Annotated in this window: 24 protein-coding genes; 20 read left to right on the top strand and 4 right to left on the bottom strand. The window is 73.1% G+C overall.

Going from position 1 to position 24192, the window contains the following annotated elements; translation table 11 throughout:
• Nucleotides 1-140: 140 nt before the first annotated feature.
• The 14 genes from ACGFN2_RS28410 (at nt 141) to ACGFN2_RS28345 (ending at nt 13334) form a co-directional block, all read left to right on the top strand.
• Entirely contained in the window at nt 141-1211 is a 1071-nt protein-coding gene (locus ACGFN2_RS28410) for a DUF6001 family protein (RefSeq protein ID WP_393365297.1), read from the top strand.
• A complete protein-coding gene (locus ACGFN2_RS28405; RefSeq protein ID WP_393365295.1) occupies nt 1208-1783 on the top strand; it encodes a hypothetical protein in 576 nt (191 codons plus the stop codon). Before ACGFN2_RS28410 ends, ACGFN2_RS28405 begins: the two co-directional genes overlap by 4 nt.
• Entirely contained in the window at nt 1773-2843 is a 1071-nt protein-coding gene (locus ACGFN2_RS28400) for an ATP-binding cassette domain-containing protein (protein WP_393365293.1), read from the top strand. Before ACGFN2_RS28405 ends, ACGFN2_RS28400 begins: the two co-directional genes overlap by 11 nt.
• Nucleotides 2836-3627 carry an ABC transporter permease gene (locus tag ACGFN2_RS28395; protein ID WP_362612670.1) on the top strand — a complete coding sequence of 264 codons (792 nt, stop codon included), beginning with the start codon at nt 2836-2838 and terminating at the stop codon, nt 3625-3627. The genes ACGFN2_RS28400 and ACGFN2_RS28395 overlap by 8 nt, the downstream gene beginning before the upstream one ends.
• 65 nt (nt 3628-3692) lie before the next feature.
• On the top strand, nt 3693-4346 hold the full coding sequence (locus tag ACGFN2_RS28390; protein ID WP_393365291.1) for an HAD family hydrolase: 654 nt from the start codon (nt 3693-3695) through the stop codon (nt 4344-4346).
• 117 nt (nt 4347-4463) lie between these two features.
• Nucleotides 4464-5597: an acyl-CoA dehydrogenase family protein gene (locus ACGFN2_RS28385; RefSeq protein WP_393365289.1), complete on the top strand. Its 1134-nt coding sequence runs from the start codon at nt 4464-4466 to the stop codon at nt 5595-5597.
• A 47-nt stretch (nt 5598-5644) separates the two neighbouring features.
• Nucleotides 5645-6097 carry an SRPBCC family protein gene (locus tag ACGFN2_RS28380; RefSeq protein WP_362612666.1) on the top strand — a complete coding sequence of 151 codons (453 nt, stop codon included), beginning with the start codon at nt 5645-5647 and terminating at the stop codon, nt 6095-6097.
• Nucleotides 6094-7137 carry an NAD-dependent epimerase/dehydratase family protein gene (locus ACGFN2_RS28375; protein WP_393365286.1) on the top strand — a complete coding sequence of 348 codons (1044 nt, stop codon included), beginning with the start codon at nt 6094-6096 and terminating at the stop codon, nt 7135-7137. Before ACGFN2_RS28380 ends, ACGFN2_RS28375 begins: the two co-directional genes overlap by 4 nt.
• Before the next feature lie 20 nt (nt 7138-7157).
• Nucleotides 7158-8225 carry an inositol-3-phosphate synthase gene (locus tag ACGFN2_RS28370; RefSeq protein WP_362612662.1) on the top strand — a complete coding sequence of 356 codons (1068 nt, stop codon included), beginning with the start codon at nt 7158-7160 and terminating at the stop codon, nt 8223-8225.
• Nucleotides 8226-8276: 51 nt separating this feature from the next.
• Complete coding sequence (locus ACGFN2_RS28365; protein WP_393365284.1) at nt 8277-9479, top strand: methionine adenosyltransferase; 1203 nt, start codon at nt 8277-8279, stop codon at nt 9477-9479.
• Entirely contained in the window at nt 9476-10501 is a 1026-nt protein-coding gene (locus tag ACGFN2_RS28360; protein WP_393365282.1) for a hypothetical protein, read from the top strand. Before ACGFN2_RS28365 ends, ACGFN2_RS28360 begins: the two co-directional genes overlap by 4 nt.
• The gene (locus ACGFN2_RS28355; RefSeq protein WP_362612655.1) at nt 10498-11295 is read left to right on the top strand and encodes an SDR family oxidoreductase; all 798 of its coding nucleotides are present in this window, start codon (nt 10498-10500) and stop codon (nt 11293-11295) included. Before ACGFN2_RS28360 ends, ACGFN2_RS28355 begins: the two co-directional genes overlap by 4 nt.
• Nucleotides 11296-11299: 4 nt before the next feature.
• Nucleotides 11300-12109, top strand: a complete 810-nt coding sequence (locus tag ACGFN2_RS28350; RefSeq protein ID WP_393365279.1) for a histidinol-phosphatase — start codon at nt 11300-11302, stop codon at nt 12107-12109.
• Nucleotides 12110-12149: 40 nt separating this feature from the next.
• On the top strand, nt 12150-13334 hold the full coding sequence (locus ACGFN2_RS28345; RefSeq protein WP_393365277.1) for a hypothetical protein: 1185 nt from the start codon (nt 12150-12152) through the stop codon (nt 13332-13334).
• 3 nt (nt 13335-13337) lie between these two features.
• Here the strand turns inward: ACGFN2_RS28345 and ACGFN2_RS28340 are convergent, their stop codons facing one another.
• Together ACGFN2_RS28340 and ACGFN2_RS28335 are read right to left on the bottom strand one after the other, a co-directional pair.
• Nucleotides 13338-14369: a phosphotransferase gene (locus tag ACGFN2_RS28340; protein ID WP_393365275.1), complete on the bottom strand. Its 1032-nt coding sequence runs from the start codon at nt 14367-14369 to the stop codon at nt 13338-13340.
• Entirely contained in the window at nt 14366-14935 is a 570-nt protein-coding gene (locus ACGFN2_RS28335; protein ID WP_393365273.1) for a hypothetical protein, read from the bottom strand. Before ACGFN2_RS28335 ends, ACGFN2_RS28340 begins: the two co-directional genes overlap by 4 nt.
• A gap of 146 nt (nt 14936-15081) precedes the next feature.
• On the opposite strand from ACGFN2_RS28335, the gene ACGFN2_RS28330 reads away from it, so the two are divergent.
• Nucleotides 15082-15825 (top strand): SDR family NAD(P)-dependent oxidoreductase, encoded by a 744-nt coding sequence (locus ACGFN2_RS28330; protein WP_393365271.1) that lies wholly within the window; start codon nt 15082-15084, stop codon nt 15823-15825.
• 66 nt (nt 15826-15891) lie between these two features.
• On the top strand, nt 15892-17001 hold the full coding sequence (locus ACGFN2_RS28325; protein ID WP_393365269.1) for a hypothetical protein: 1110 nt from the start codon (nt 15892-15894) through the stop codon (nt 16999-17001).
• On the opposite strand, the gene ACGFN2_RS28320 is transcribed toward ACGFN2_RS28325, so the two are convergent.
• Complete coding sequence (locus ACGFN2_RS28320) at nt 16958-17473, bottom strand: NUDIX domain-containing protein (RefSeq protein WP_393365267.1); 516 nt, start codon at nt 17471-17473, stop codon at nt 16958-16960. The two genes, ACGFN2_RS28325 and ACGFN2_RS28320, sit on opposite strands and share 44 nt — an antisense overlap.
• 75 nt (nt 17474-17548) lie before the next feature.
• On the opposite strand from ACGFN2_RS28320, the gene ACGFN2_RS28315 reads away from it, so the two are divergent.
• The 3 genes from ACGFN2_RS28315 to ACGFN2_RS28305 all read left to right on the top strand — a co-directional run bounded on the left by ACGFN2_RS28315 (nt 17549) and on the right by ACGFN2_RS28305 (nt 21182).
• Nucleotides 17549-18652: a hypothetical protein gene (locus ACGFN2_RS28315; protein ID WP_393365265.1), complete on the top strand. Its 1104-nt coding sequence runs from the start codon at nt 17549-17551 to the stop codon at nt 18650-18652.
• Between the two features lie 58 nt (nt 18653-18710).
• Nucleotides 18711-20477, top strand: coding sequence for an asparagine synthase (glutamine-hydrolyzing) (asnB, locus tag ACGFN2_RS28310; RefSeq protein WP_393365263.1), 1767 nt, complete (start codon nt 18711-18713; stop codon nt 20475-20477).
• Between the two features lie 72 nt (nt 20478-20549).
• Complete coding sequence (locus ACGFN2_RS28305) at nt 20550-21182, top strand: histidine phosphatase family protein (RefSeq protein ID WP_393365261.1); 633 nt, start codon at nt 20550-20552, stop codon at nt 21180-21182.
• Nucleotides 21183-21189: 7 nt separating this feature from the next.
• Here ACGFN2_RS28305 and ACGFN2_RS28300 read toward each other — a convergent pair whose 3' ends face one another.
• Nucleotides 21190-22398: a PucR family transcriptional regulator gene (locus ACGFN2_RS28300; RefSeq protein ID WP_393365259.1), complete on the bottom strand. Its 1209-nt coding sequence runs from the start codon at nt 22396-22398 to the stop codon at nt 21190-21192.
• A gap of 188 nt (nt 22399-22586) precedes the next feature.
• Between ACGFN2_RS28300 and ACGFN2_RS28295 the strand changes: the two genes are divergently transcribed.
• Nucleotides 22587-24023, top strand: a complete 1437-nt coding sequence (locus ACGFN2_RS28295; RefSeq protein WP_393365257.1) for a DUF1254 domain-containing protein — start codon at nt 22587-22589, stop codon at nt 24021-24023.
• Nucleotides 24024-24192 lie beyond the last annotated feature (169 nt).

Here is a 24192-nt window from a genome sequence, read left to right as displayed (position 1 = left end):
CCGGTACGTCCCGCGGTCGCCGGCCGTCGGTCGCGGGTCTGCCCATGGTTGTAGCCGCCCGTCCACGGTGCTGAGAAGTCGTGTTCCGGCTGCCGGAACGTCCGTTGAACCCGGTGGCGGCCCTTGGGAGGCTGCGCCGCATGGAGACCACGTCAGCCGGTGCCGCCACCGCGTTCCCGGAGTCCGGCACCCTGGAGAAGCGTCTCGACGCGTTCCTCGCGGAGCGCGGGCTCGACCGGGACGCCGTGCGCAAGGAAGCCGACCAGGGCGTGGGCGCACCGGCGCTCGCGGTCGCCGCCGGATCGGTGCTCGCCGGCTTCGCCAACCACCGCAGCGATCTCGACCTGCTCGTCCTCGTCGAGAACGACCGGCTCAACCGCTTCCCCATCCAGTCCCACGAGCACGGCACACTGATCGACGTCAACTTCCGCCGGGCGAGCGCCGTCCGGGACGCCACGGCCGAGCTGACCGCCGAGCCCTGGCCCCGGATGTCCACGGTCACCGAGGAGGCCTGGAACCACCGGCGCCGCACCCTGAACACCGTCGGCCGACTGGCGCTCGGACTGCCGCTCCTGACCTCGCGGCCCTGGGACGACTGGCACGCCGGGCTGCGCCGGCCATGGCTCGCGGACGTGGTGGAGCAGTGGTGGACGGTGGAGGCGCACCGGCTCGCCCAGGCCGCCCGCTGGCTGCTCGGCGCCAGGCCCATGGCGGCGGCCGTACGCGCCCGGGAGGCGCTGGTGGCTGCCCTCAACGCCCGGGCCGCGGCGGGCGGGGAACTGTACTTCGCGGCGAAGTGGGTGGGCGAGAAGCTGAAGCGGCTCGGGGACGCCGAGGGCCTGACTCTGCTCCGCGCCGCACTGAGGCCGCCGCTCGCGCCCCACGAGGGGGTCCCGGAGTGCCTCGCCGCCGTCGAGCGCCTGATCGGTGCGGCCGCGCCCCTGCACGCGGTGCTGCGCTGGTCCACCGGCACCGGCACGACGCCGCTGGACGACCGCACGGTCGTGGACCGCTGGCAGCTGCGCGCCCTGGAGGTGCCGCGGCTGGGCCTGCCGCCCGTGGAGGGCGACGGAGTCATCTGGTCGGGGCCGGCCGGGACCGCGCCCCCGGACGACCTGCTGTCCCTCTTCGTGCACAACATGGCGTGGCTCGGTGTCGCACGCCCCGACCCGGCCGAGGCCGGACACCCCGCCACGGAGGTACCGGCGTGACACTCCCCGCACCTGCGACCGCGGCCGCCGGCCGCCTTGCCGACGCACCCCCGGCCGACCTGCGGCGGCTGCTCGTCTTCCGCGCCCACGGGGCCGCCCGGCTGCTGCTCGGCTGCCGGGCCCGGCTGGAGGACATCGAGGGCGCCGTCGGCGCGGGACAGGCCGAGGTCGCCGTCCTCATGGCATACGAACTGGTACAGCTCTCCCTCTCCGTGCGCGGGTTGCGCACCGAGGGCGAACTGACCTACGGGCGGGACGAGGCGGGCTTTGACCCCTTTGCCGGGGTCCCGGCCGAGGAGGCCGAGGCCGGGCTGGCCCTCGCCGCGGAGGGCTGGAGCGTCGTGACGGAATCCGGCGGGACCGACGCGCCCGGCGAGGAGTGGCTGGAACGGCTCCGCGCCCATCTGCGGGACACCGAGGCGCTGTTGGGGTACCCCGAGCCGCTCCCGGACGTGCGGTCCGGCAGCGGCCTGATGAAGGGCTTCAAACTGGCCCGCACCTGGGAGCCGCTGCTGCGGCGCGTGGGCCTGCCCGATCTGCTGCCGGACGCCTGGACGCGCCGTGCCGACTGAAGGGGAACCACCACGCCCCGGTCCGGCTCCCGGCCCCGCGCCGGGGCACGGCGCCGTACCCGCCCTGCACGCGCGCGGAGTCGGCAAGCGCTACGGCGGCACGACCGCGCTCCAGGACGTCGGCCTCGACATCGCCGAGGGCGAGATCGTGGGCCTGCTCGGGCACAACGGCGCGGGCAAGACGACCCTCATGTCCCTGGTGGCGGGCCTGCTGCGGCCGGACGCCGGGGAGATCGAGGTGCGCGGTGTGTCCGTCGTACGCGACCCGCGCCGCGCCCGCCGCGAACTCGGCCTGGCCCCCCAGGAACTGGGGGTCTACCCGCCGCTGACCGTGCGCCAGAACCTGCGGTTCTTCGCCGAACTGGCCGGACTGCGCCGACGCGAGGTCCGGCTGCGGACCGAGGAGGTCGCCGGGCCCCTCGGCCTCGCCGCCCTGCTGGACCGGCGCGTCTCCCGGCTCTCCGGCGGCGAGCAGCGGCGTGTGCACACCGCGATGGCCCTGCTGCACCGGCCGAAGCTGCTGCTGCTCGACGAGCCCACGGCCGGTGTGGACGTGGCGACCAGGGCGGGGCTCATCGCGTTCGTCCGCGAACTCGCCGCCGCCGGTACGGCCGTCTGCTACTCCACGCACTACCTCGCCGAGGTCGAGGCCCTCGATGCGAGTGTGGCCGTACTCGACCACGGCCGCATGATCGCCCGTGGTCCCCTCCGGGAACTGGTCCACCGCCACGGCGACGGCGCCGTGGAGCTGACCTTCTCCGGCGAGGCGCCACACCCGCTCCGCCTGCCCTGGCCGGTGACCCGCGAGGGCGGCGTGCTGCGCGTCCGCGTCAACCAGCCGCACCTGGCGGCACCGGAAGTGCTCGCCGCGCTGGGCGAGTCGGTGCGTCACCTGGTGAATCTGCGTGTGGTGCAGCCCAGCCTGGAGAGCGTGTTCCTGCAGCTGACCGGGCGCCGGTACGCGGCCGCCGGCCAGGACGCCGGTGGCAACGGCCGGGCCGCGGACCCGACCACCGGCCGGGCCGTCGAAGAGCCGACAGAGGCGGGGCTCCATGGCTGACGTCCTCCACGGCTCCCTGAGCCGGATCACCGCACTCGTCCGGCAGGACGGCAGGCTGCTGCTCCGCGACCCCGCGCCGCTGGTCATCCGTACGGTGATGCCCCTGCTCATCATGGCGTTCATGCAGCCGCTGTTCCGCGCGGCGCTGCGCGCCGACGACATCCACGACGCCAACGGCGCCGAACAGGGCGTCCCCGGCATGGCGGTGATGTTCCTCTTCTTCCTCGTGAGCATCGTGGGCTTCGCGATGTTCCGGGAGCACGGCTGGAACACCTGGGACCGGCTGCGGGCCGGACCGGCGCGGCCGTTCGAGCTGGTGGCCGGCCGGCTGGTGGTGCCGCTCGCGGTCGCGGTGGTGCAGCTGGCCGTGGTGTTCGGCGCGGGTGGTCTGCTGTTCGGGCTGCGGGTACGCGGCTCGTACCTGGCGCTGGCCGTGGTGGGTGTGCCGCTCGCGCTGTGCGTGGTCATGGTCGGCATGGCGCTGGTGGCGCTCTGCCGCACCATCGCTCAGCTCAGCGTGTTCGCCAACCTCCTCGCGCTGGTCTTCGCCGGGCTCGGCGGCGCGCTGACCCCGCTGTCCGCGCTTCCGGACTGGGCCCGCCCGCTCGCGCCCGGTGTGCCCAGCTACTGGGCGATGCGCGGTTTCTCCACCGTGATCCTCGACGGCGGCGGCGTGGGCGCGGTCCTGCTGCCGGCCGGGGTGCTGTGCGCGTTCGCGGCCGGGCTGACCGCCGTGGTCCTGGCCTTCTTCCGTACCGGCCACCGCAAGCTCTCCTGGTCCTGACGTGGCCCGACCACAGGACCAGGTGCCCAGTGCCCGGCTCACCGTGACAGCAAGAGGGGACAGCCATGCCCGCCGTCGTGGTCTTCGACTGCTTCGACACGCTCGTGACGTCCCGGCCGCTGCCGGGACCGCGGGAGTTCACCGCCTGCCTCACCGACGTCCTGGCGCTGGAGCGGCGGTGCGCGAAGGAGGTCGTCGAGGCCGTCTACACCACCCTGTTCACCGCGATGTCGGACCGCTCCGCGCTCCAGCCGCCGACCCTGGACCTGTTGGACGCCGCCCTGCGCGAGCGCGGTGCGGCACGGGAGAAGGCCGAGCTGGAGAAGGCCCTGTGGTACGCGCTCGGCTGCGAGGAACCCGGCCAGTACGCGCTGTGCGCGCCGGCGGCGGAGGCGATGCGCCGCACGGCCGCCGCCGGCAACACCGTACGGCTGCTGTCCAACTGCTATCTGCCGGGCAGCCTGATGCGCAGGCTGCTCCACCGGGTGCGGGTGCCGGCCGTCTACGAACGGGCGCATTTCACCGCGGACGGCGGGCCCAAGAAGCCCGACCCCCGTGCCTTCCGCTTCATCGGTGAGGGCGACTTCGAGCGGCGCGTGATGGTCGGCGACTCGGAGGAGACCGACCTCGCACCGGCCGCCGCGCTCGGCTGGGAGACCGTCCGCATCCATCCCGCCGCGCCCGATCTGACGGAACTCCTCGCGCTGCTGGACCTGTGACGCGCGCGGCGCGCACGCGATGAGCGTTCCGCACAGAGAAACACCCGCTGCTTTCAACTGCCTGCTCTGCCTAGGGTTTTCCTGTTACGGCCAGCGTCGTAGAGAAGGAGTCGATACGTGCAGTCTGCCCCGCATCAGGCCCTCCTCGATGCCGGCTGGAGCACCGTGTGGAAGCCCGCCCCCGCCCGCGAGGGAGCCACCGGAGCGGAGCGCATCCGCGCGCTCGCGGCCGGCGGTTACGCGGCCCTTCCGATTCCCGCGGAGTTCGGCGGCGCGGGCGCGAGCCTGGCCGAAGTGGCCGCCGCCCAGCGGGCGTTGGGCATGGCCGATCCCTCCGCGGCCATCGCGCTGAACATGCACGCCTTCACGGTCGGGCTGATGGCCGACTACTGGCAGCGGCACCGGGACACCAGCTGGATGCTGCTGGAGGCGATCGCGGACTCCGGCGCCCTGGTCGCCTCCGCCTTCGCCGAGCCGGGCGGCAGTCCCAACTTCATGAGCAGCCGTTCCGAGGCCGTGCCGACTGCCAAGGGCTACCGAGTGACCGGCGTGAAGTACCCGTGCTCGCTCGCCACCACGGCCACCCTGGTGTGCCTGACGGCCCGCGTCACCGGCACCGACGAAACCCTGCTGGCCCTCTGCCCCCGAACGTCCCCGGGACTCACCGCCGAGGGGGAGTGGCCCTCGCTCGGCATGACCGCCTCCGACACGGCCCGGCTGGTCCTGCGCGACGTCGAGGTGGACGACCGGCTCGTCTTCCACCGCGGCCCGGCCGACGTCATCGACGACAACGTCGTCTCCGGCATGGTGTGGTTCGCGGTGCTGCTGACCGCCACCTACCACGGCGTCCTCAGCGCCCTGCTGGACACGGCGTACCGGCAGGTCACCGACGCGGGCACGTACGGGCCCAGGACCGCCCTGCTCGGCCGCGCCACCCGGGAGCTGCTGACGCTCGGCGGCGCCTGCCGCCAGCTCGGCGCGGATGTCGGATCGGGCGCGGTCGGCGGGCAGCCGGCGCTCGCCGCGGCGGTGGGGCTGCGCGCCTCGCTCAGCGACACCCGCGACCGCGTGCTGACCGCGGTCACCCCGGTCATCGGCGGCCGCCTCTACGGACGCGGGCAGCAGGCCGCCGGTCTCCTGGTCGACTCGCTCGCCGTCCACCACCACCCGCCGTCCCTGCTGGTCTGCGACGAGGTGGTCGGCTCGTACGGCACGGGGCGCGCCATCAGCTTCGACCCCGCGGCCGGCTGAGGGCCGCCGCCCCACCCCAACCCGTACGCCCGTGAGGAGACACCGCCATGCCCCATGTCGAGGTCAATCTGCCGATCAAGGCCCCGGTGGCCGCCGCCTGGCGCGCCGTCACCCGGCTTGAGGACTACGCCGCGTACATGGAGAACGTCGAGTCGGTGAACGTGCTCGGCGAAACCGCCGCCGGCGTCCGCACCAGCGAGTGGTCGGTGCTGCTGAAGGGCTCCGTACTGGAGTGGGTGGAGGAGGACGAACTCGACGAGGAGCGGCGCGTCATGTCGTTCACCCAGGTCTCCGGGGACCTGGACGAGTTCCGCGGGTACTGGCGGGTCGACGAGGCCGGGGACGGCTCCGGCACGTCGGTGGTCACCTTCTCCGTGGACTTCGAGATCGGCATACCGCTGCTCGCCGACATGCTCAACCCGGTCGCCGGCCGGGCCCTGCGGGAGAACTCCGAGCACATGCTCCGCGCCATCGAGCGGCGCATCACGGCGGTCTCATGACAGCCCCCGCGGGCCCCGCGGCATCCGTGGAGTCCGCCCGCGTCCTGGTCACCGGGGCCACTGGCGCCGTCGGCAGCGCCGTCGTGGGCCGGCTGGAAGCGGCGGGCCACGAGGTGTACGGCGTGAGCCGCCGCGGCGCGCCCCGGCCGCGGCAGTTCGCCTGGCACGCCGGGCAGGAGGAACCGCCGCCCGCCCTGCGCGGCCCGTGGAGCGTGGTCGTCCACTGCGCCGCCGACACCCGCTGGAACCTGCCCGCCGAACAGGCCGAGGAGGCCAACGTCGCCCCGCTGCGCGCGGTGCTCGCCCTCGCCGGCCCCGGGACGCACCTCGTGCACCTCTCCTCTTCGTACGTCACGGGGCTGGCGGGCGACATCGCCTCGCACTCCCCGGACGCGTACCGCAACTCCTACGAGTGGTCCAAGGCCGCGGCCGAACGCCTGCTGCACACCGAGCGGGAGAGCGCCGACATCGTGCGCTTCCCGATCGTCGTGGGGGCCAGGGCCGACGGCGCGCTCGACCGCTACAGCGGCTTCTTCTGGCTGCCGTCGTCGATGTGCAGTGGCGCCGTTCCCGCGCTGGTCGCGGAGGAGAAGGCGCTGCTGGACATCGTCAGCACCGACGATGTGGCCGAGCACGTGGACCGGCTGATCGCCGGCGGACCGCCCGCGGGTCACCGCCTGTCGGTGCTGGGACGCGGTGACCTGGCCCAGCGGGTGGACGAGGCGTTCGACACCGTCCTGGACGCCCTCAACGACTGGCGCGCCGAGCACGGAGTGCCCCTGCTGGAGCGGCTGCCCTATGTGACGCCCCAGCAGTGGAACCGCTTCTACCTGCCGTTCGCCGAGCAGTACCTGGACCGGGCGCAGCTGCTGCGGGTCACCGCCTTCCGCGCGTACCAGGGCTATCTCTCGGTCACGGAGCCGTTCGACATCACCGGCCGGGTGGCGGACACCCGGCCGGTGCTCTTCCGCTCGATCCGGCGCTGGGCCGAGACCCACGAGACCTCCGCCCGTCGGGTGCCCAGGCCGTGGAAGGCCTGACGCAGAAAGGACAACCTCCCATGAAACCCATACGAGTCGCCCTCGCCGGTGCCGGGAACTGCGCCTGGAGCTTCGCCCAGTTCGTCGCCCTCGCCCAGGCCGACCCCGACACCCCGCTGCCGGGCCTGATGTGCCCCACCGTGGGCGGCTACCGGCTCGCGGACGTACGGGTCGTCGCGGCGTTCGACGTGGACGCGGCGAAGGTCGGGCGTCCCCTGGCCGAGGCGTTCACCGCTCCGGTCATCTCCGCGACGGCCTTCACCGAGCTGGGCGGCGACCGCCATGCCCCGGTCCTCGCGGCACCGCTCCTCGACGGCCTCGCCGGGCCGCTCGGCTCCGTCGTGGTCCCGGCCGACGCCGCCCGCGACGCCACCCAGGACGACATCGCCAAGGCCCTCGTCGACCACGAGGCGGACGTCCTCGTGATCGCGCTGCCCACCGGCGCGTCCCGGGCCATCCGGATGTTCGCGGACGCCGCCCTCGCCGCCGGAGTCGCCGTCGTGAACTGCACCCCCGAGGAGCTGGCCCGGGATGAGGGCGTCAGCCGCCGCTTCGCCGAGGCGGGGATACCCCTCCTCGGTGACGACCTGCGCAGCCACCTGGGCGCCACCTGTCTGCACACCGCCCTGATCGAGCTGCTGCTCAGCCGCGGACTCCAGCTGGCCGGCACCTACCAGCTCAACGTCGGCGGCAACACGGACTTCATGAACCTGGCGGACGCCGGCCGCTCGGCCTCCAAGTTCACCTCGAAGGCCAACGCGCTGCGCGCGGCGGGCATGACCGACGTCGACGGTGTGGCCGGGCCCACCGGCTACATCGCGCATCTCGCCGACACCAAGGTGTGCTTCGCCAACGTGCGGGCCACCTCCGTGCTCGGCTCCGAGGTGCAGATCGACATCAAGCTCACGGTCGAGGACAGCCCGAACGCCGCCGGTGTCATCGCCAACGCCGTGCGCGCCGCGAAGACCGCGGTCGACCGCGGCCTGTCCGGCCGGGTGGACGCCCCGTCGCCGCTGCTCTTCAAGAGCCCGCCGCGCGGGCTGCCCGAGTCGGAGGCCCGGACGGCGTTCCTGGACTTCGCCGCCTGACCCGGCACCGGTCACCGAAACCATCCGGAACAGCGAGAAGAGAGACGGTCGATGCTGTCGATACAACGGGACTCCCGGTCGGTCGAGGACCTGCCCTACGAGCTCGTCGAGCGCAAGGGGGTGGGGCACCCGGACACCATGTGCGACGCGATGGCGGAGCGGATGTCCCGCTGCTACTCGCTGCACTGCCTCAAGGAGTTCGGGGGCATCGCCCACCACTGGTTCGACAAGGTGACGCTGTACGGCGGCGGAGCGGACATCGGCTACGGGCGGGGCGAGCTGACCTCCCCGTACCGGGTCAAGGTGTTCGGCAAGGCGGCCTTCCGGGTGGGCTCCGCCGAGATCCCGGTGCAAGAACTCATGTTCCGCGCCGCCGCGGACGTACTGGCCGAGGTCACCACGGGCTTCGACCCCGCCCGCCATCTGGTCCTCGAACTGGGCGTGGTGGACCACACCGGGGCGGGCCGCGGCCGCTCCCGCTACCAGCCCGCGTCGCCGGAGGACCTGGTTCCGCTGCGCTCCACCGGGCTGGTCTCCAACGACACCAACCTGCTGCACGGCTACGCCCCGCTGTCCCGGCTGGAGAACGCGGTGCTGGGGCTGGAGCGCCTCGTCAACGGCCCCGGCTTCAAGCAGCGCCACCCGGACAGCGGCTGGGACGTGAAGGTCTTCGGCAGCAGACGGCACGACACCTTCAGCCTGGTCGTCAACATGCCGTTCCTCGCGGCCGGCATCGAGTCGATGGACCATTACCTGGCGCGCAAGGCGGTGATCCAGCGGGAGCTGGAGGAGTTCGTCAGGACCCTCGGCATACCCGACTTCCGGATGCTGATGAACGCCACCGACCGCAACGGCCGCCCCTACCTCACCGCGCTCGGCTCCGTGGCGGACACCGGCGACGTGGGCGTGGTCGGCCGGGGCAACCGGGTCAACGGGCTCATCACCCCCATGCGCCCGATGAGCATCGAGGCACCCGCGGGCAAGAACCCGCTCGACCACACCGGCAAGATCTACAACGTGCTGGCCATGCGGCTCGCCGGGCGGGTGCACGAGGAGTTCGGCGGGCCGGCCCAGGTGCACATCTTCACCTCCAAGGAGGCGCCGCTGGAGTGCCCGGACGAGGTCGTCGTGACGACCCGCCCCGACATGGACGAGCCGGCGCTGAAGGCCCTGGAGTCGCTGGTGGAGACCTCCGTCGCCGGCTCCGGCGAGCTGACCGCGGAACTGGTGGAGACGGGCGTCACCCTGTGGTGAGCGCGGAGCGGGCGCGGGCCCTCGTCACGGGGGCGCGCGCCACGGGAAGGCGGGCGGACACCGGCCCTGCGCGGGCGGCCGCGCCCGGGACCGGCAGCCACTTCGCGGTAGTGGTCAAGCCCGAGGTCATGACGCCCGGGTTCGCGGCGGAGGCGCTGGCGCAGGCCGTACGGGTGCTGGGCGAGGGCGGCGTGGACGTGCGGCGCTGCGTGGTGCTGCCGGCCGGGGACTTCGCCGGGCGCGGCTATCTGCTGCTGCACTATCCGCGGCTCCACCGGGTCGCCGCCGACGGCGCCGAGGCGCTGTGCTCCGCCGCCCGCCGGGAACTCGGCTCGCTCCTCGCCGTGACAGCTGCCGCCCGGTCCGAGGCCCCGTGCGTCCTCGGGGCGTACGAGGCGATGACGCGCGAGCCGGGCCTGTCCCCGGCCGCCCTGGAGACGCGCTGCCGGGACGCGGGCATCCACAAGCTGGGCTCCGGCTCGTACGCCTCGGTGACCGAGCCGGACGGGCACCCGGTCACCGTGGTGCTCAACGGTTTCCTGCCCGCCCTGGCCGCGGGCTACGGCACCCCCGGCTCTCTCGTCGGTCTGCTCGAATGCCACAGCCACCGCGAGATCGCAGCGTTGCGCGGCGCTCTCCTGGGCGCCCTCGATCCCGCCGGGGCGGCCCCGGTGTCGCTGCGCGGTGCGCTGGGCGCGGCGGCCCTGGAGCGGGGAATCGCCCTGGGCGAGGGACGCAACGCCGTCCATCTGTCGGCGGGCCATCTGGAGGGGATGTTCCAGGTCTGGCGGTACTTCACGGCCATCGACGGGAACGGTGTCGAGACCACCGCGTTCGGCCGCTCCCTGGCCGGGCTCGGGGTGCCCCCGGCGTGGGTGGCGGAGCTGGCGGCCGACCACAACCTCTCCGAGGACTCAGGGGAGACGCTCTCCTCGCACGGCGCCACCGAGAACCTCGGCCGCGACGCGGCCCTCGCCCTCGTCGCGCGATGGTGCGGCAGCGGAAAGGAGTCAGGCACATGACCGGGACCACCGGCCCGCAGCGCGGGCTCTCCGGACGCACCGCGGTCGTGACCGGCGGGGCCCAGGGCATCGGGGCCGCGGTCGCCGAGCGGCTGTGCGCCGAGGGCTGCCGCGTCCTCGTCTACGACAGGAGCGCCGAACACGGCCGGACGGCGGTGGCCGCGTGGCGGCAGCAGGGCCATGAGGTGCGGCTGGCCGTGGGCGACGTGACGGACCGCGCGGCGGTGGCGGCCGCCTTCGCGGGCCTTCCCGGCGACTGGCCGCGGCCGACGCTGCTGGTGAACCTCGCCGCGGGCTTCGTCTTCAAGGGGCTGGAGGCGACCGAGGAGGAGTGGCACGCGGCGCTCGACCCCACCATCATCGGACTCTCCCTGGTCACCCGGGAGTTCGTCGCCGGGCTGCCGGAGCGGGCCGTCGGCGCCGCGATCGTCAATATGGCCTCCATCTCGGCGCACATCGCGCAGCGCGGCTATCTGACGTACAACACGAGCAAGGCGGCCGTCCTCGGCTTCACCCGGTGCACCGCGGAGGAACTCGCGCCCCGGGGGGTACGGGTCAACTCGGTGAGCCCCGGGACGGTGTGGAACGCCAACAACGAGCGCTACCACCGCGAGGCCCTCGGCCTGGACCGGGCGGCGGCCGAGGCCGCCCCGGAACACGGCGGCAGGTTCCTGCTCGGCCGGTTCGCCGACCCGGCGGAGGTCGCGGCGCCCATCGCCTTCCTGCTCTCGGCCGAAGCAAGCTTCATCACGGGGACCGACCTCCCCGTCGACGGCGGATACCTGGCGGTGTGACGCGATGATCGATCTGCACACGCACCACGAGCGCTGCGGGCACGCCACGGGCTCGCTGCGGGACTACGTCACGGCGGCCCTGGACAAGGGCGTCAAAGTACTGGGCCTGTCCGACCACACGCCCTGGTTCGCGGAGGACGAGGACCACGCGAAGCCCCGCGTGGCGATGCCGAAGTCGGAGTTCCCCGCCTACATCGCCGAAGCCCTGGCGCTGAAGGAGGAGTTCGCGCACAGCATCGAGATCCTCGTCTCCACCGAGGCCGACTTCTTCAGCGGCCGTATGGACCCGTACAGCCGGGCGCTGAGCGGGTATCCGCTGGACTACGTCATCGGGTCGGTCCACATGTTCGAGGGCCGGGACATCTTCGACACCGGCCGCTGGGAGTCGGTCAGGGACGACGAGCTCGGCGCCGTCAAGTCGCGGTACTTCCGGGCGGTGGCCGAATGCGCCCGCTCCGGGCTGTTCCACGTCCTGGGCCATGTGGACGCGCTGAAGGGCAACTACCCGAAGCTGGCCGGCGCACCGGCGCCCGCGGCGGCCGACGAGATGCTGCGCGCGATCCGGGACGCCGGCGCCGTGATGGAGATCAACACCTCCGGCGGCACCAAGATGTGCGGCGGCTGGTACCCCGACTACGACGTCCTCGAACGCGCCCACCACTTCGGGGTCCCGATCACCTTCGCCTCCGACGCGCATGTGCCGGAGCGCGTCTGCGACCAGTTCCCGGAGGTGGCCAAGGTGCTCGAAGAGATCGGGTTCCGCGGGTGGACGGTGTTCCGCCGCGGGGTCGCCCGGACCGTGCCGCTGTCCTGACGGACGCCAGTCCCGACCGTTTCGACTCCCTGGAGCCTTCATGAACGTCAGCGCACTCGCCGAGACCGAGCCCGCCGGGGCGATCACCCGGTACCTCCTCGTCCGGGACCAGCCGTTACGGGTCGTCACCACCTCCGCCGAGGCCGACGGGCTGGTCACGGAGACCTTCTGGCCGCCCGGGATGCTCGGTGTGAGCGAGACCTCCGCCGTGTCCGAACCCCCGCTCACCGTCATCGATCTGACCCGCACGCCCGCCGGGATCGAGGAGCTGCTCCGGGCGGCGGAGGACACCGCCGTGCGCGGCACGTACGAACTCACCCGGCACTACCGGCTGCCGCGGTACGACGGCGACGGCTGGACGGTGTTCACGCTCCGGGACGTGAACTCCGACGAGACCGCGGCGCTGATACGGACGGAGCGGACCCTCACCGTCGTACGGCCCCGGACGGGGCTCGGCGACCGGTGGCTGACCCGGGTCATCCGCGATGTGGCCACCCGGGTCGCCAAGGCCGGCGGCTCCCTCGTCCTGCACTCCTCGGCGTTCGTCCATGACCACGGTGCCTGCCTGGTCATCGGTGACTCGGGAGCGGGCAAGTCGACCACGGCCATCGCACTGGCCCGGCTGCTGTCCGGCGCCGGGTCCGGCGACGAGGCCGGGGCCGGGTCCCGGACCGGCTGGATGGGCAACGACCGTATGCACCTGGACCAGCCGTCGGACGGCGACGGATACCGGGTCACCGCCTGCCCGCTGCCCCTCGCGATCAACAAGGGCTCGCTCGACGCCATGGGCGTCACCGACTTCCGGTCCTGGTCCGTACGCGCCGGCTTCCCGCCGCCCGGGTCGGACTGGGACCGCTTCCAGGGCGAGGACAAGCTGAAGCTGAGCTCCCAGGAGGTCGGCCGGTACCTCGGCGTCCGCGTCGTCCCCAACGCCCCGCTCGCCGCCGTGCTCCTTCCCCGGGTCGACCTCGACGCCGGGTACTCCTTCGGGCCCGCCGCACCGGACCACACGGCCGATGTGATCAAGCGGAACTGCTTCTCCCTCGACGACAACCTGTACGGCGAGGACTGGCTGAACGTCCCCGTGCGGCGCCGCACCGCGCCGCCGTCGCTCGACGCCTTCCTGGAGCACCTCACCAAACTCCGCGTCCTGCGCTGCTCCGTGGGCAGTGCGGCGGACCTGGCGAGGCTGGCGGACGACTTCCGGGACGCCGTACGGAGGTGACCGTCAGCGGCCCGGGTCCGTCTCCCCGTCCGGGGGAGGGACCGCGTCGAGGGCCGCCGCCGTCCTCGTGACCAGGTCGAGGTTCCGCCGGAACCGCGCCCAGAAGCGCGCGACCCAGCCGAGGTACCACGGCCCGAGACGCGCGTCGCGCCGTCCGAGCAGCGTCACATGGCCGTGCCTCGGCAGGAACCATAGGGCGCCGAGCCGCGCCAGGTCGCCCGCGCTCGCGTACGGCACGGGCAGACGCGTGTGCAGCTGCGTGAGGAAGCGGCGCAGGGCCGCCGGGTCCAGTTCGAAGTCCCCGCGGCCGGCGCGGCAGGAGAGCCACAGCGCCTTGCCCGCGTCGGCCGGCCGGCGCGAGAAGCCCGCCTCGTCCCAGTCGATCACGGTGAGCGGCCGCCCGCCGCCGCGCCCGCCGCCGGAGATCAGGTTCCTGCCGTGCAGATCGCCGTGGTGGACCAGCAGGGCATCGGTCCGGGTCAACCGCCGTGCGGCGTCCCGCAGTTCACCGAGATGCTCGTCCATCGCGCGGGCGAGGCCCTGCCATGCGCCGGTCAGCAGCGGCCCCACGAGCGCGCGCTCCTCCCCGGCCCCCGCGACCCACGGCGAGGCGTAGTCCCCGACGAGCTCCTCCCCGGCCACCGTCTCCGTCCCGGTCCCGGCCCCGCGCGCCGCCAGCTCGGCGAGTACGCCCATGACCTCGCCGATCCGCTCCCGCGCGTCGTCCGAGGGCACTCCCGGTGCCCAGGGCCGTATCACCACCAGCCGGCGCGGGCCGGTCCCGTCGTGCCCGATGCCGAGCAGCGGCGGGTACCAGTCCGCGCCCCGCAGCACCTCGTCCACGCGCAGGATGCGCCGGTACTCGGCTTCCGAGGAGCGTTCCGCGCAGTGCACCTTCACGGAGAAGGTCCGGGCGCCGTGCGCCACCTGGTACGACGTGTTGAGACCGCGGCCTTCCAGGGCCCGCGCCGCACCGGAGGTGACGAGCCCCACGGCGTGCGGGACCGTGAGCCGGGCGGACCCGCCGGAGGTCACCGCCGGCGCCCGCGCGGGGCCACTTCGCCGCCGAGCCAGTCGGTCACCGCGGTGACCAGGCGCTCCACCGGCTGGTCGCTGTCCAGCCGCAGGACCGGGAGGTCGAGCCCGGCCAGCCAGCGCTCGTCCTTGGACCGGCGTCCCGGAACGTCGGTGTCCTCGTAGCCGCGCGCCCACTCGATGAAGTCCCGGTGGGCGGTCTCGTGGGTCCCGCCGCTGCCGATCGTGTCGCCGTACCGGATCACCTCACGGTGCAGCAGCCGCTCCACGCGGGTGTCCGCGTCGACGGTCAGGAAGACGACCGCGTCCGCCTGGGCGACGACGCCGTCGCCCCAGCCCCGCAGCGATCCGGAGAGCACCCAGGCGTCGCGCGGCACGAACAGCGCGTTCATCAGGGCGACGCGCTCCTCGACGGGGCGCTTGTGGAGGTAGGGCGGGGAGCTCGGCAGCCAGAGGTAGTCGTCCACGTCGGCGTGCGGCACGGCCCACAGGGTCGCGAGCGAACGGCCCAGAGTCGTACTGCCTGTTCCGCTCGCCCCCGTGACGAGCAGCCGGTACCCGCGCATCAGCAGTCTCCCCCTCGTTCGGTGTCCCTCTGACCGGTCCTGCCCCGGCCTGCTGCGTCCTGCCTCCGTCGCAACGGCCTCATGCCGGAGTTTCGCTGGGCAGAACGGTCGAGGACAGGCTACGGCCCGGCGGCTAGTCTCGCGGCATGCCGACGGCACTGGTGACGGGTGTCTCCCGCGGCCTGGGAGCGCACCTCTGCCGTGCGCTCAAGACGTCCGGCTACCGCGTACTGGGCCTGGGCCTCGCCACCTCGCCGCGCGGCGCCGCCGTCGACGCCTACCGGGTGGCCGATCTGCGCGAGCCGCTCGCGGACGGCCTGTACGCCGCCGAGGACATCGACGTGCTCGTCAACAACGCCGGGGTGTACGTGGACGATCCGCGCGGCGGGTACGGCGATCTCTTCGCACTCTCCATGGCCGACCTGCGCGAGACCTTCGAGGTCAACCTCTTCGGCACCGCGCAGCTGGTCCTGAGGTACGCGCCGCGGATGCTCGCGCGCGCATCCGGCCGCATCGTCTGCGTCTCGTCGGGGATGGGCAGGCTCCAGGACGCCGACGGGGCCTCCTTCGCCTACCGCTCGTCGAAGCTGGCGGTGAACTCCCTGGTCCTCACGGTGGCCCGGCAGTTCACCGCCGGCGGCGGGGACCTGGCCGCTTTCTCGTACTGTCCGGGCTGGATTCGGACCGACATGGGCACGGACGACGCCCCGCTCGCTCCGGGGCCCGCGGCCGACGACCTCGTACGGCTGCTGGGACTCCCCGCCGCACGGTCCAACGGCCGGTTCTTCCGGGGCTTCGCCGAGCTGGGGTGGGACACCCGGGGCCCCCTGGTGGGGGAGGGGCGGGACACCGGCGCGGAGACCGGCCGAGGGGACACCGGCAGCCACTGACCCGCCTCCGTTCCGCCCAGCGGAATCACCACGGACAGGCCACGGAAACCTTGTCACGATCGGCCCATGGCACCGAGCAGCCCGACGCACCGGTACACCGTCGGCTCACGCTTCGCGCGTACCGGACTGACCTGCACGCCGTCCGTCGCGGAGCGGATCGACCGGCTCGCGCGTCCCTATCTGACCCTCGAACGGAGCCCGTCCCCACCGGGTGCGTGGCAGGTGATCGCGGAATCCGGGCCGCCTCCGGAGGGCGCCGTACCGGAGTCGGTCACCGCGCTCGGCGAACTCCCCCTGGAGTACGCCGTCGACCACACCCGCAGAACCCTCCACCACGTCGCCCCGGAGGGCGAGGCCTGGGTCGTCCAGTCCCTGCTGCGGGCCACCAGGGCGGTGCACCGCTCGGCCGCGAGCCGTCAGGGCGTGCTCTTCCTGCACGCCGGGCTCGTCGAGCTGAACGGCATCGGCGTCGCCCTGGTCGGCGGCAGCCGGGCGGGAAAGACCTCGTTCATCATGGCCGCCGTGCTGGACGGTTCGGGCGTCATGGTGGGCAACGACGACGTGAGCCTGACGACGGAGCACCCTGCTCCGGACCGTGGCCCCGAGCAGGGTGGGGCCGGCACCGCCGTCGTGGGCGACGGGTGGCCGCGGTCCGTCTCGGTCCGACTCGACACCCTGGACCTGCTGTTCGGACCGGACCGGGCGGCCGACATCCTCGCCGCACTGACCCACCCCGCCAACGAGACGCTGCCGGGCCTGCGGGAATCCGGGGTCGAGAAGCACGGGACGGCCCTCATCTACCCCTGGGAGTACGCGGATCTGCTGCACACGAAGATCGGGCGGTCGGCCGGGGTCGACGCGCTCGTCCATCTGAGCCTCGCCGACCACCCGTCGGAGGCCGGACTGTCCCTCGTACTCCCGCCCGAGCGCACCGGGCCGCTCGACAAGCACGTCCTCGCCCTGCCGAACAAACACCTCAACATCTTCGGCCACGAGCCCCGCCCCGGGAGCCTGCTGCGCACCCGCGAGGCCCTGGCGGCGCTGCCGACGTTCCGCTTCCGCTACGAGTTCCGTGACGTGCGCCGCCAGGTCGGCCGGCTCGCGGACGGGCTCGCCGAGCGGCTCGGGGACGTCACCGGCCGAGCAGCACCGGCCGGTCCGGAACCCCGCCCGTGAGCAGCGCGGTCAGCGGCGTGGCCAGATCGCGCGGCGAGAACAGGTCGGGGCCGCGGTGGTCCACGATGTCCCGCGGCCGCCACCAGCGCATCCCGCTGATGTTCTCCGCGGCGAGCTGCTCATCGCTCAGGGCGCCGCGCGGGACGAAGGAGGCGGTGCGCACGAGGTAGTAGTCGTTGACGACGCCGTCGTACCCCTTGCTCATACCGGGGTCGGCGACCTCCTGGTGCCACACGTGGGGCGGCTCCGCGCGCCCGGCGAGGTCGAGCCCCACCTCTTCGCGCAGTTCGCGCCGCAGGGCGCCGAGCGGGGACTCGCCCGGGGCGACACCTCCGCCCGGAGCGGCCCACACCACGAAGGCGGAGGCCCCGTCGCCGTCCGGCTCCGGCAGGGTGAACCGGCAGAGCAGGATGCGGTCTTCCCCGTCCAGGAGGAGCGCACGGACGGAGTGCCGGAGGTTCAGCGAAGTCACCAGGTCACGTTATCCGCACACCATCGCCGGCGGTCCGGAACCGGACACCGCCCGGCAGAGAGGGGAAGACCCGCCGTGCTCTCCTTCCGTGCCCACCTGTCCGCGGTCCCCGGCATGGACCCCTTCGACGAGGACGCCGTGCTCGCGAAGATCCATCTCGTCGACAGCGACATCCTGATGCTGTCCGGTTCGCTCGTGGACGGATCGGGCACCCCGTCGTCGGACTTCGACTTCTGCGTCATCGCGCAGGAGAAGGACGGGCGTTTCCACCGCGACACCTTCCCCCGCGCGAGCCACATGCGCTACTACACGAGCGGCGACCGCGTGAAGGCCAGCTTCGACTACCTTCCGGACAGCCTGCTGGGGGTGGACGTCGAGTACCGGACGGTCCAGGAGATCTCCGACATGCTCGCCGCGCACGCGCGCCTGTACACGGAACTGCGGAGCCGCGCCCGCAAGTCCTCCGCCTTCGCCGCCTCAGCCGTGGACTTCCGGGTCCTCTCCCGCCTCACCTACGGAGTCCCGCTGACGAACGCCCCCGCCTTCGAGAAGCTCGCGAGCGAGGTGCGGCCGGGCGAGGTGGCGTACACGGCCTTCCGCACCGCCGTCGGCAGCTACCCGGACTTTCGCGACCTGGCCGGAATGTGGGCCCAGCACGACCACGAGTCCGCGCTGATCGCCGCCCGCAAGCTCGGCACCGACACCTTCCGGGGCCTGACGCACGCCTACGGCAACACCAACCGCAACCCGAAGTACCTGGCCCGCTTCCTCACCCGGCTCCCCGCCCGGCTCTCCGGCCTGAGCGGGCGCTTCCGCCACCTCAACGCCTACGGCCCCGGGGACCCGGCCGGCGCCGCCGATGCCGTCCTGGAGTGGCTGGACCTCATCGACGAGGCCTTCGCCGAGATCCGCCGGGTGCGCGACGAGGCCGAGGCCTTCGTCGGCCGGCAGGAGTTCCTCGGTGTGCTGAGGGGTGAACTCCACCGGACGATGAGCTGGAACGCCGAGATCTCGAACGAGTACAGCTTCCGCGCCCGCGAGGCCGAATCCGGCCTTCCCTCGCTGCGCGAGCTGCTGACCGCCATGACGGCGCGCAGCGCGGCCGAGCACCGGCTGCCGCTCCGTGAGTGGGCCGCGGAGCGGGCGGCACCCGCCGGCGAGGACAACAAGTCCGCCTGAAGGGCCCGCCGCGCCACCCGCCCTGCACCGCGCTCTCGTCTTCCAGGGGGAGATGCTCTTGTGCCGTATCTACGGCTACTTCGGACCGGATCTCGACGTGACCGCCCTGGAGGCCGCCCGGGACGCCCAGTTGCCGGGCGGCCCCGACCGGCAGCGGTTCGCCCGGGGTGAGTTCTGGGGCCTGGGCTGCAACCGCCTCGCGATCCAGGACCCACCCCACGGCTGCCAGCCGTTCACGAACCCCGAGGGATCGCTGTACGCGGTGTTCAACGGCGAGATCTACAACTTCCGTGCCCTCAGGGCGGAACTCGCCGCGCACGGCGTGCAGGTCGACGGCGACTCCGACGGCTCGGTCCTGCTGCCGTACTACGAACTCCACGGCGACCGCTTCGTGGAGCGGATCGAGGGCATGTACGCCCTCGCTCTGGTGGATCTGCGCGCCGGGCGGCGCCGGCTGAAACTGTGGTGCGACCCGCTCGCCGTCAAGAGCCTGTACTACACCGCCACGGACGACGGCATCGCGTTCTCGTCCGAGCTGAGCGGGCTCACGGCCCTGGCCGCGAAGCCGTTCGACGTGGACCCGCTCGCCGTTGACCACTACATGAACTGGCAGTGCCTGCCGAACGGTTCGTCGTGGTACGCCGGGGTGGCGGCCCTGCAGCCGGGTGAGCGGCTGGATTACGAGCGCGGGACCGTGCGCCTCACCGCGCCGCTGCCGACGGACGCCGGTGCGCAGCCGTCGGACGAGCCGTGCACCGCGCCGGCGCTCGGCGCCCTGCTGGCCGGCGAAGTGGCGCGGATGTCCCTCCAGGAGGCGCCCGTGGCCGTCCAGGTCTCGGGCGGACTCGACTCCGCCGTCCTCGCCACACTGCTCGCCCGGCGCCGCTCCGACGTCACCGGCTTCCACGTCACCCATGAGGGCAGCCACGACTCGGACGAGGAGACGTATGCGCGCGAGGCGGCGGCGTACGCGGGCATCCCGCTCGACGTGGTGGAGATCCGGGAGGCGGAACTGCCCGAGCTGATCCCGGCCATGGTGGCGGCGCTCGGCACGCCGAACGCCACGCCGCACGCCCTGAGCGCATACGTCCTCTTCCGGGAGATCTCGCGCGGCTCCTTCCGGGTCTGCTTCGTCGGCGACGGAGCGGACGAGCAGTTCGGCGGCTACCGCCGCTACAGCACCGCCCTGGGCGCCACCCCCGCCACGAGCGGCGCCGACACCTGGCAGAGCCGCTACCTCGATCGCCTCTCCCTGCTCCCGTACGCCCAGTACCGCCGGCTCTACACCGCGGACTACCGCGCCGAGCTCGACGCCCGCGGAAGCAGCCGCCGGCGCGCCCTGGAGCTGCTGAACCGGCCCGCCCCCTCGCGCCTGGAGCAGCTGCTGGACTTCGACCGTCTCCACAAGCTGCCGAGCCTCAACCTGCGCAAGCTCGACCATCTCTCCATGGCCCACGCGGTCGAGGGCCGCGTGCCCTACTGCCAGCCCTCCGTCACCGACTTCGCGCGCCGCACCCCCGACGCACTGAAGGTCGCCGGACAGACGCGCAAGCAGATCCTGTGGGAGGCGGGCAGGGAACTGATCCCGCGGGCGGTCCGGGAGCGCCGGAAGCAGCCGTTCACGTTCCCGGTCAGCGCCTTCCTGACCCCGGGAACCAAGCTCTGGGACTTCGTCACCGAGGTACTGTCCGTACCCCGGCTCTGCACCTCCGGCTTCCTCGACGGAGCCGCCGTCCGAACAGTCCTCAGGGAACACGCGGACGGCGAACGGGACCACGCCCGGCTGCTGTGGGGTCTGATGATTCTGGAACTGTCCCTCCCCTGAGGGGAGCTACCCGACGGGGGCACGAAGTCCGTCACGTCCCTCGACGGGCCCTGACCAGAAAGGCACGTACCGGTGCGCAGCATCCACGTCGTCACCCACCCGGAGGCGCTCCATCACACCGACGGTCTCGTCGGTGGCTGGCACGACTCGCGGCTGACCCCTGCCGGCCTGCGTGACGCCACCGCGATCGCCCGCGCGCTGCGGGCCGAGATCCCCGGGACCGCCGGAGTCGAGGTGATCTCCTCGGACCTGCAACGCACCCGCCGCACCGCCGAGGAGATCGGCGGCCTCTTCGGGGTGGAGCCGGTGCTCGACCCGCGGCTGCGCGAGAAGTCCTACGGCGAGGCCGAGGGCCGCCCCCAGGAATGGCTCGACAAGCGCTTCGTCCCACCGCCCGCCGACGGCGACCGGATGGGGCATGACGAGGGCGTCCCGGGGGCCGAGACGAAGGAGGTCTTCGCCCGGCGCGTCTACGCGGCCATGGACGACATCCTCAAGCGCCCCTGCGAGCACCAGATCATCGTCACCCACGGCTTCGCCCTGACCTTCGTCGTGGCGGCCTGGATTCGGATGCCGCCCGACTCGCTCGGCTACGTCAACCTCCGTGCGCCGTCGGGCAGCATCACCCACCTCCGCGAGGACGACTTCTTCCACAACCGCCAGCTGGCGCGGCTCGGGGACACGGCCCACCTGGACGGGGCCTGACCCGCCCTCAGCCGGGGAGGAGGCCGGTGGCCGAGTCCTCGGCGAGCCGGCGGAGGGTGAGGGCGGCGCCGAAGAGCTGTACGCCGCGTGTGGTGTGCGGGTCCAGGCCGGTGAGCTGGGCGGCTCGGGTGAGGCGGTTGTCGACGGTGTTGGGGTGGACGCTGAGCGCCTGGGCGGTGCGGCGCCGGTCGAGGTCGCAGTCGAGGAAGGCGGCGACGGCCTCGACCAGACCGGCGTGGCCGTCCAACGGGCCGAGAAGCGCGGCCAGTTCGGCGGCGCTGTCCTCGGACCCGGCCAGGTGGTAGTCCAGCAGCACGTCCTGGAGCCGGTGCACGCCGGGGGTGCGGGCGATGGCGGCGATCCGGTGCGCCTGCCCGGCGGCAGCGGGAACGTCTCCCGGCGTGGCCGCGAGGGCGGCCCCCGCGATCACCGGGCGGGAAGCCCCGGTGGACAGATCCCGGACGAGGTCGGCGTGGGGTGTGCCGAGGGGGAGCAGGATGTGGCCGCCCTGTTCGTTCGGCAGGCTGAGCACCCGGCCGTCCGCGGCGGGCGCGAGCCGGACCAGGACCTGGTGGAGCAGCCGTCGCGCGGCCACCGGTTCCTGGGGCACGGGGGCGCGGACGCTGAGCACGAGGTAGCCGGCTTCGAGCGGCAGTCCGCACCGGGCCGCCACCTCCTGCGGCGCGTCACCGCGGAGCAGCGCCGCGGCCAGTTCCCGCTTCGCCTCCTGCTGGTCGGCCAGCCCCAGCAGGTACGCCTCGGTGGCCTGCTCGACGAGGGAGTTGACCGTCGTGAACAGCCGGCGGGTGAGCCACAGCAGGGCGGCCTCCTCCCCGGGGCGGGCGGCGGCGCCGAGCGCGTCCGCCACCACCTCGGCGCCGACGTGGTACGCCCTGAGCAGCCCGGTCAGGTGGACACCTTCCGAGGCACGCTGGATGGCGCGTTCCCTGAGCACCTCGGCGTCGGTGTCCGCGCGGCCCTGTACGCCGCGGAGGAAGCCGCGGAACGTGTGGCGGGCGGCCGAGGCGATCTCCAGATCCTGCATGTCGCCGGGCAGGCGGTCGAAGCCGGGCACCTCGGCCCGCTGGCGTTCGACGACCAGCCTGGCCAGCTGGTTGATCCGGGGTTCGAGACGGGCGGCCATCCCGACCACCTGCTCACGGATGTCCTCGCCGGGTTCCGGGGCCTCAGAGGGCGACGCGCTGCGTTGTGACACCTCACAACGATAGGCCGCCTGACGTGTCCTCAGAACCGATTGTCCCAGGCCATCGGTGGGACGAGAGTGAGGCGACAGCGACCTGACCTTCGTGCTGCGCGGTGTCGGCCGGCCTCACCCGGGGCCGGACCGGCCTCACCCGCATCCGGCCGTCAACTCCGACAACAGTCCTGTGAGGAAAGACCTTCATGAACTCGACCCGACAACTCCGCCGCTGGGGTGCCGCCGGTGTGGGGGTGGCCATGCTCGCCCTGTCCGCCGTGCCGGCGACAGCAGCCCCGGCGAACACGGCACACCCCGCGCCCGCACCCGCTCCCGAGGCCACCACCGCCGACGCGGTCAAGGCCTACGTCTACGGCTACCCACTGGTCCTGGCACGGGCCACCGAGCAGGCGTCCACCAACGTCCGCAAGCCCGACCCGGCGACCCTGCGGGCACCGGTGAACCAGTTCGCCAAGGCGGACCGGACCCCCGGCCCGGAGTTCCACAACGTGGTGGCCCCCAACGTCGACACCCTGTACACCTCGGCGTGGCTGGACCTGAAGAAGGGGCCGATCGTGCTCCATGTGCCGGACACCAAGGGCCGGTACTTCATGATGCCCATGCTGAACGCCTATACCGACGTCTTCGCCACTCCGGGCACCCGTACCACCGGCAGCAAGGCCGGCGATTTCGCCATCACCGGCCCCGGCTGGCACGGCCGGCTGCCCGCCGGAGTCAAGCAGATCAAGTCGCCCACCCGGACCGCGTGGATTCTCGGCCGGACCCAGTTCGACGGCCCCTCCGACCTGCCCGCGGTCAAGAAGCTGGCCCGGCACTACACCCTCAAGCCGCTCCGCGACTACGGCCACCACCACACCCCGCCGCCGGGCCACGTCGACCCGAACGTGCCCGCCACCTCGCCGGCCGCCCGCGTCGCCGGCATGGACGCGCAGACCTTCTTCTCCCAGCTCGCCTCGTCCATGGCCACCAACCCGCCCGCGAAGAAGGACGCCCGCATGGTGGCCACCCTGGCCCGCCTGGGCATCGTCCCCGGGCGGCCGTTCGACATCAACGCCAAGGGCCCTGCCACGGCAAAGGCCCTGCGCGAGGCCGTCCCCGCGGCCCAGAAGCAGATCAAGGCCGCGCTCGCCACCTCCGGAAAGAACGTGAACGGCTGGCGAGTCTCGCGCAACCTGGGCGACTACGGCACCAATTACCTGCTGCGCGCGACCACCGCCTGGCAGGGGCTCGGCGCCAACCGCCCCCAGGACGCCATCTACCCGATCGTCCGCAAGGACAGCCGGGGCAAGTCGCTGACCGGAGCCAAGCGCTACGTCCTCCACTTCCCCCCGGGGCAGACCCCGCCGGTTAAGGCCTTCTGGTCCCTCACGATGTACGACCCGGACGGCTTCCTGGTGCGCAACCCGATCAACCGCTACGAGATCGGCCACGGCGTCAAGCCGACCCGCAACCCCGACGGTTCCACGGACCTCTACATCCAGCACGACGCCCCGGCAGGAAAGAAGTCCAACTGGCTGCCCGCACCGAGCGGCCGGTTCTCCATGATCCTGCGCATGTACCTGCCCAAGTCCAGCGTCCTCGACGGCACCTGGTCCCCGCCGGCGGTCACCGAGGTCAACTGACGCAAGCCTCCCCGCGGCGCATCTCCGCCGTGTCGCAGACGCAGCACAAGGGCCCGGGGCGGGGGGGGGGGGGGCGCCCCCGCCGCGCCCCCCCCCCCCCCGGCGGGCGGCCCCCCCCCCCCCCCGCGCGCCGGGGCCCCCCCCCCCCCCCCCACCGCGGGCGGGGTGT

It is taken from the genome of Streptomyces sp. NPDC048612 (genome assembly GCF_043199295.1).
Classification (GTDB): Bacteria; Actinomycetota; Actinomycetes; order Streptomycetales; family Streptomycetaceae; genus Streptomyces.
The sequence above is the reverse complement of the archived record's forward strand: the minus strand, read 5'-3'. Positions and strand labels throughout refer to the sequence as shown.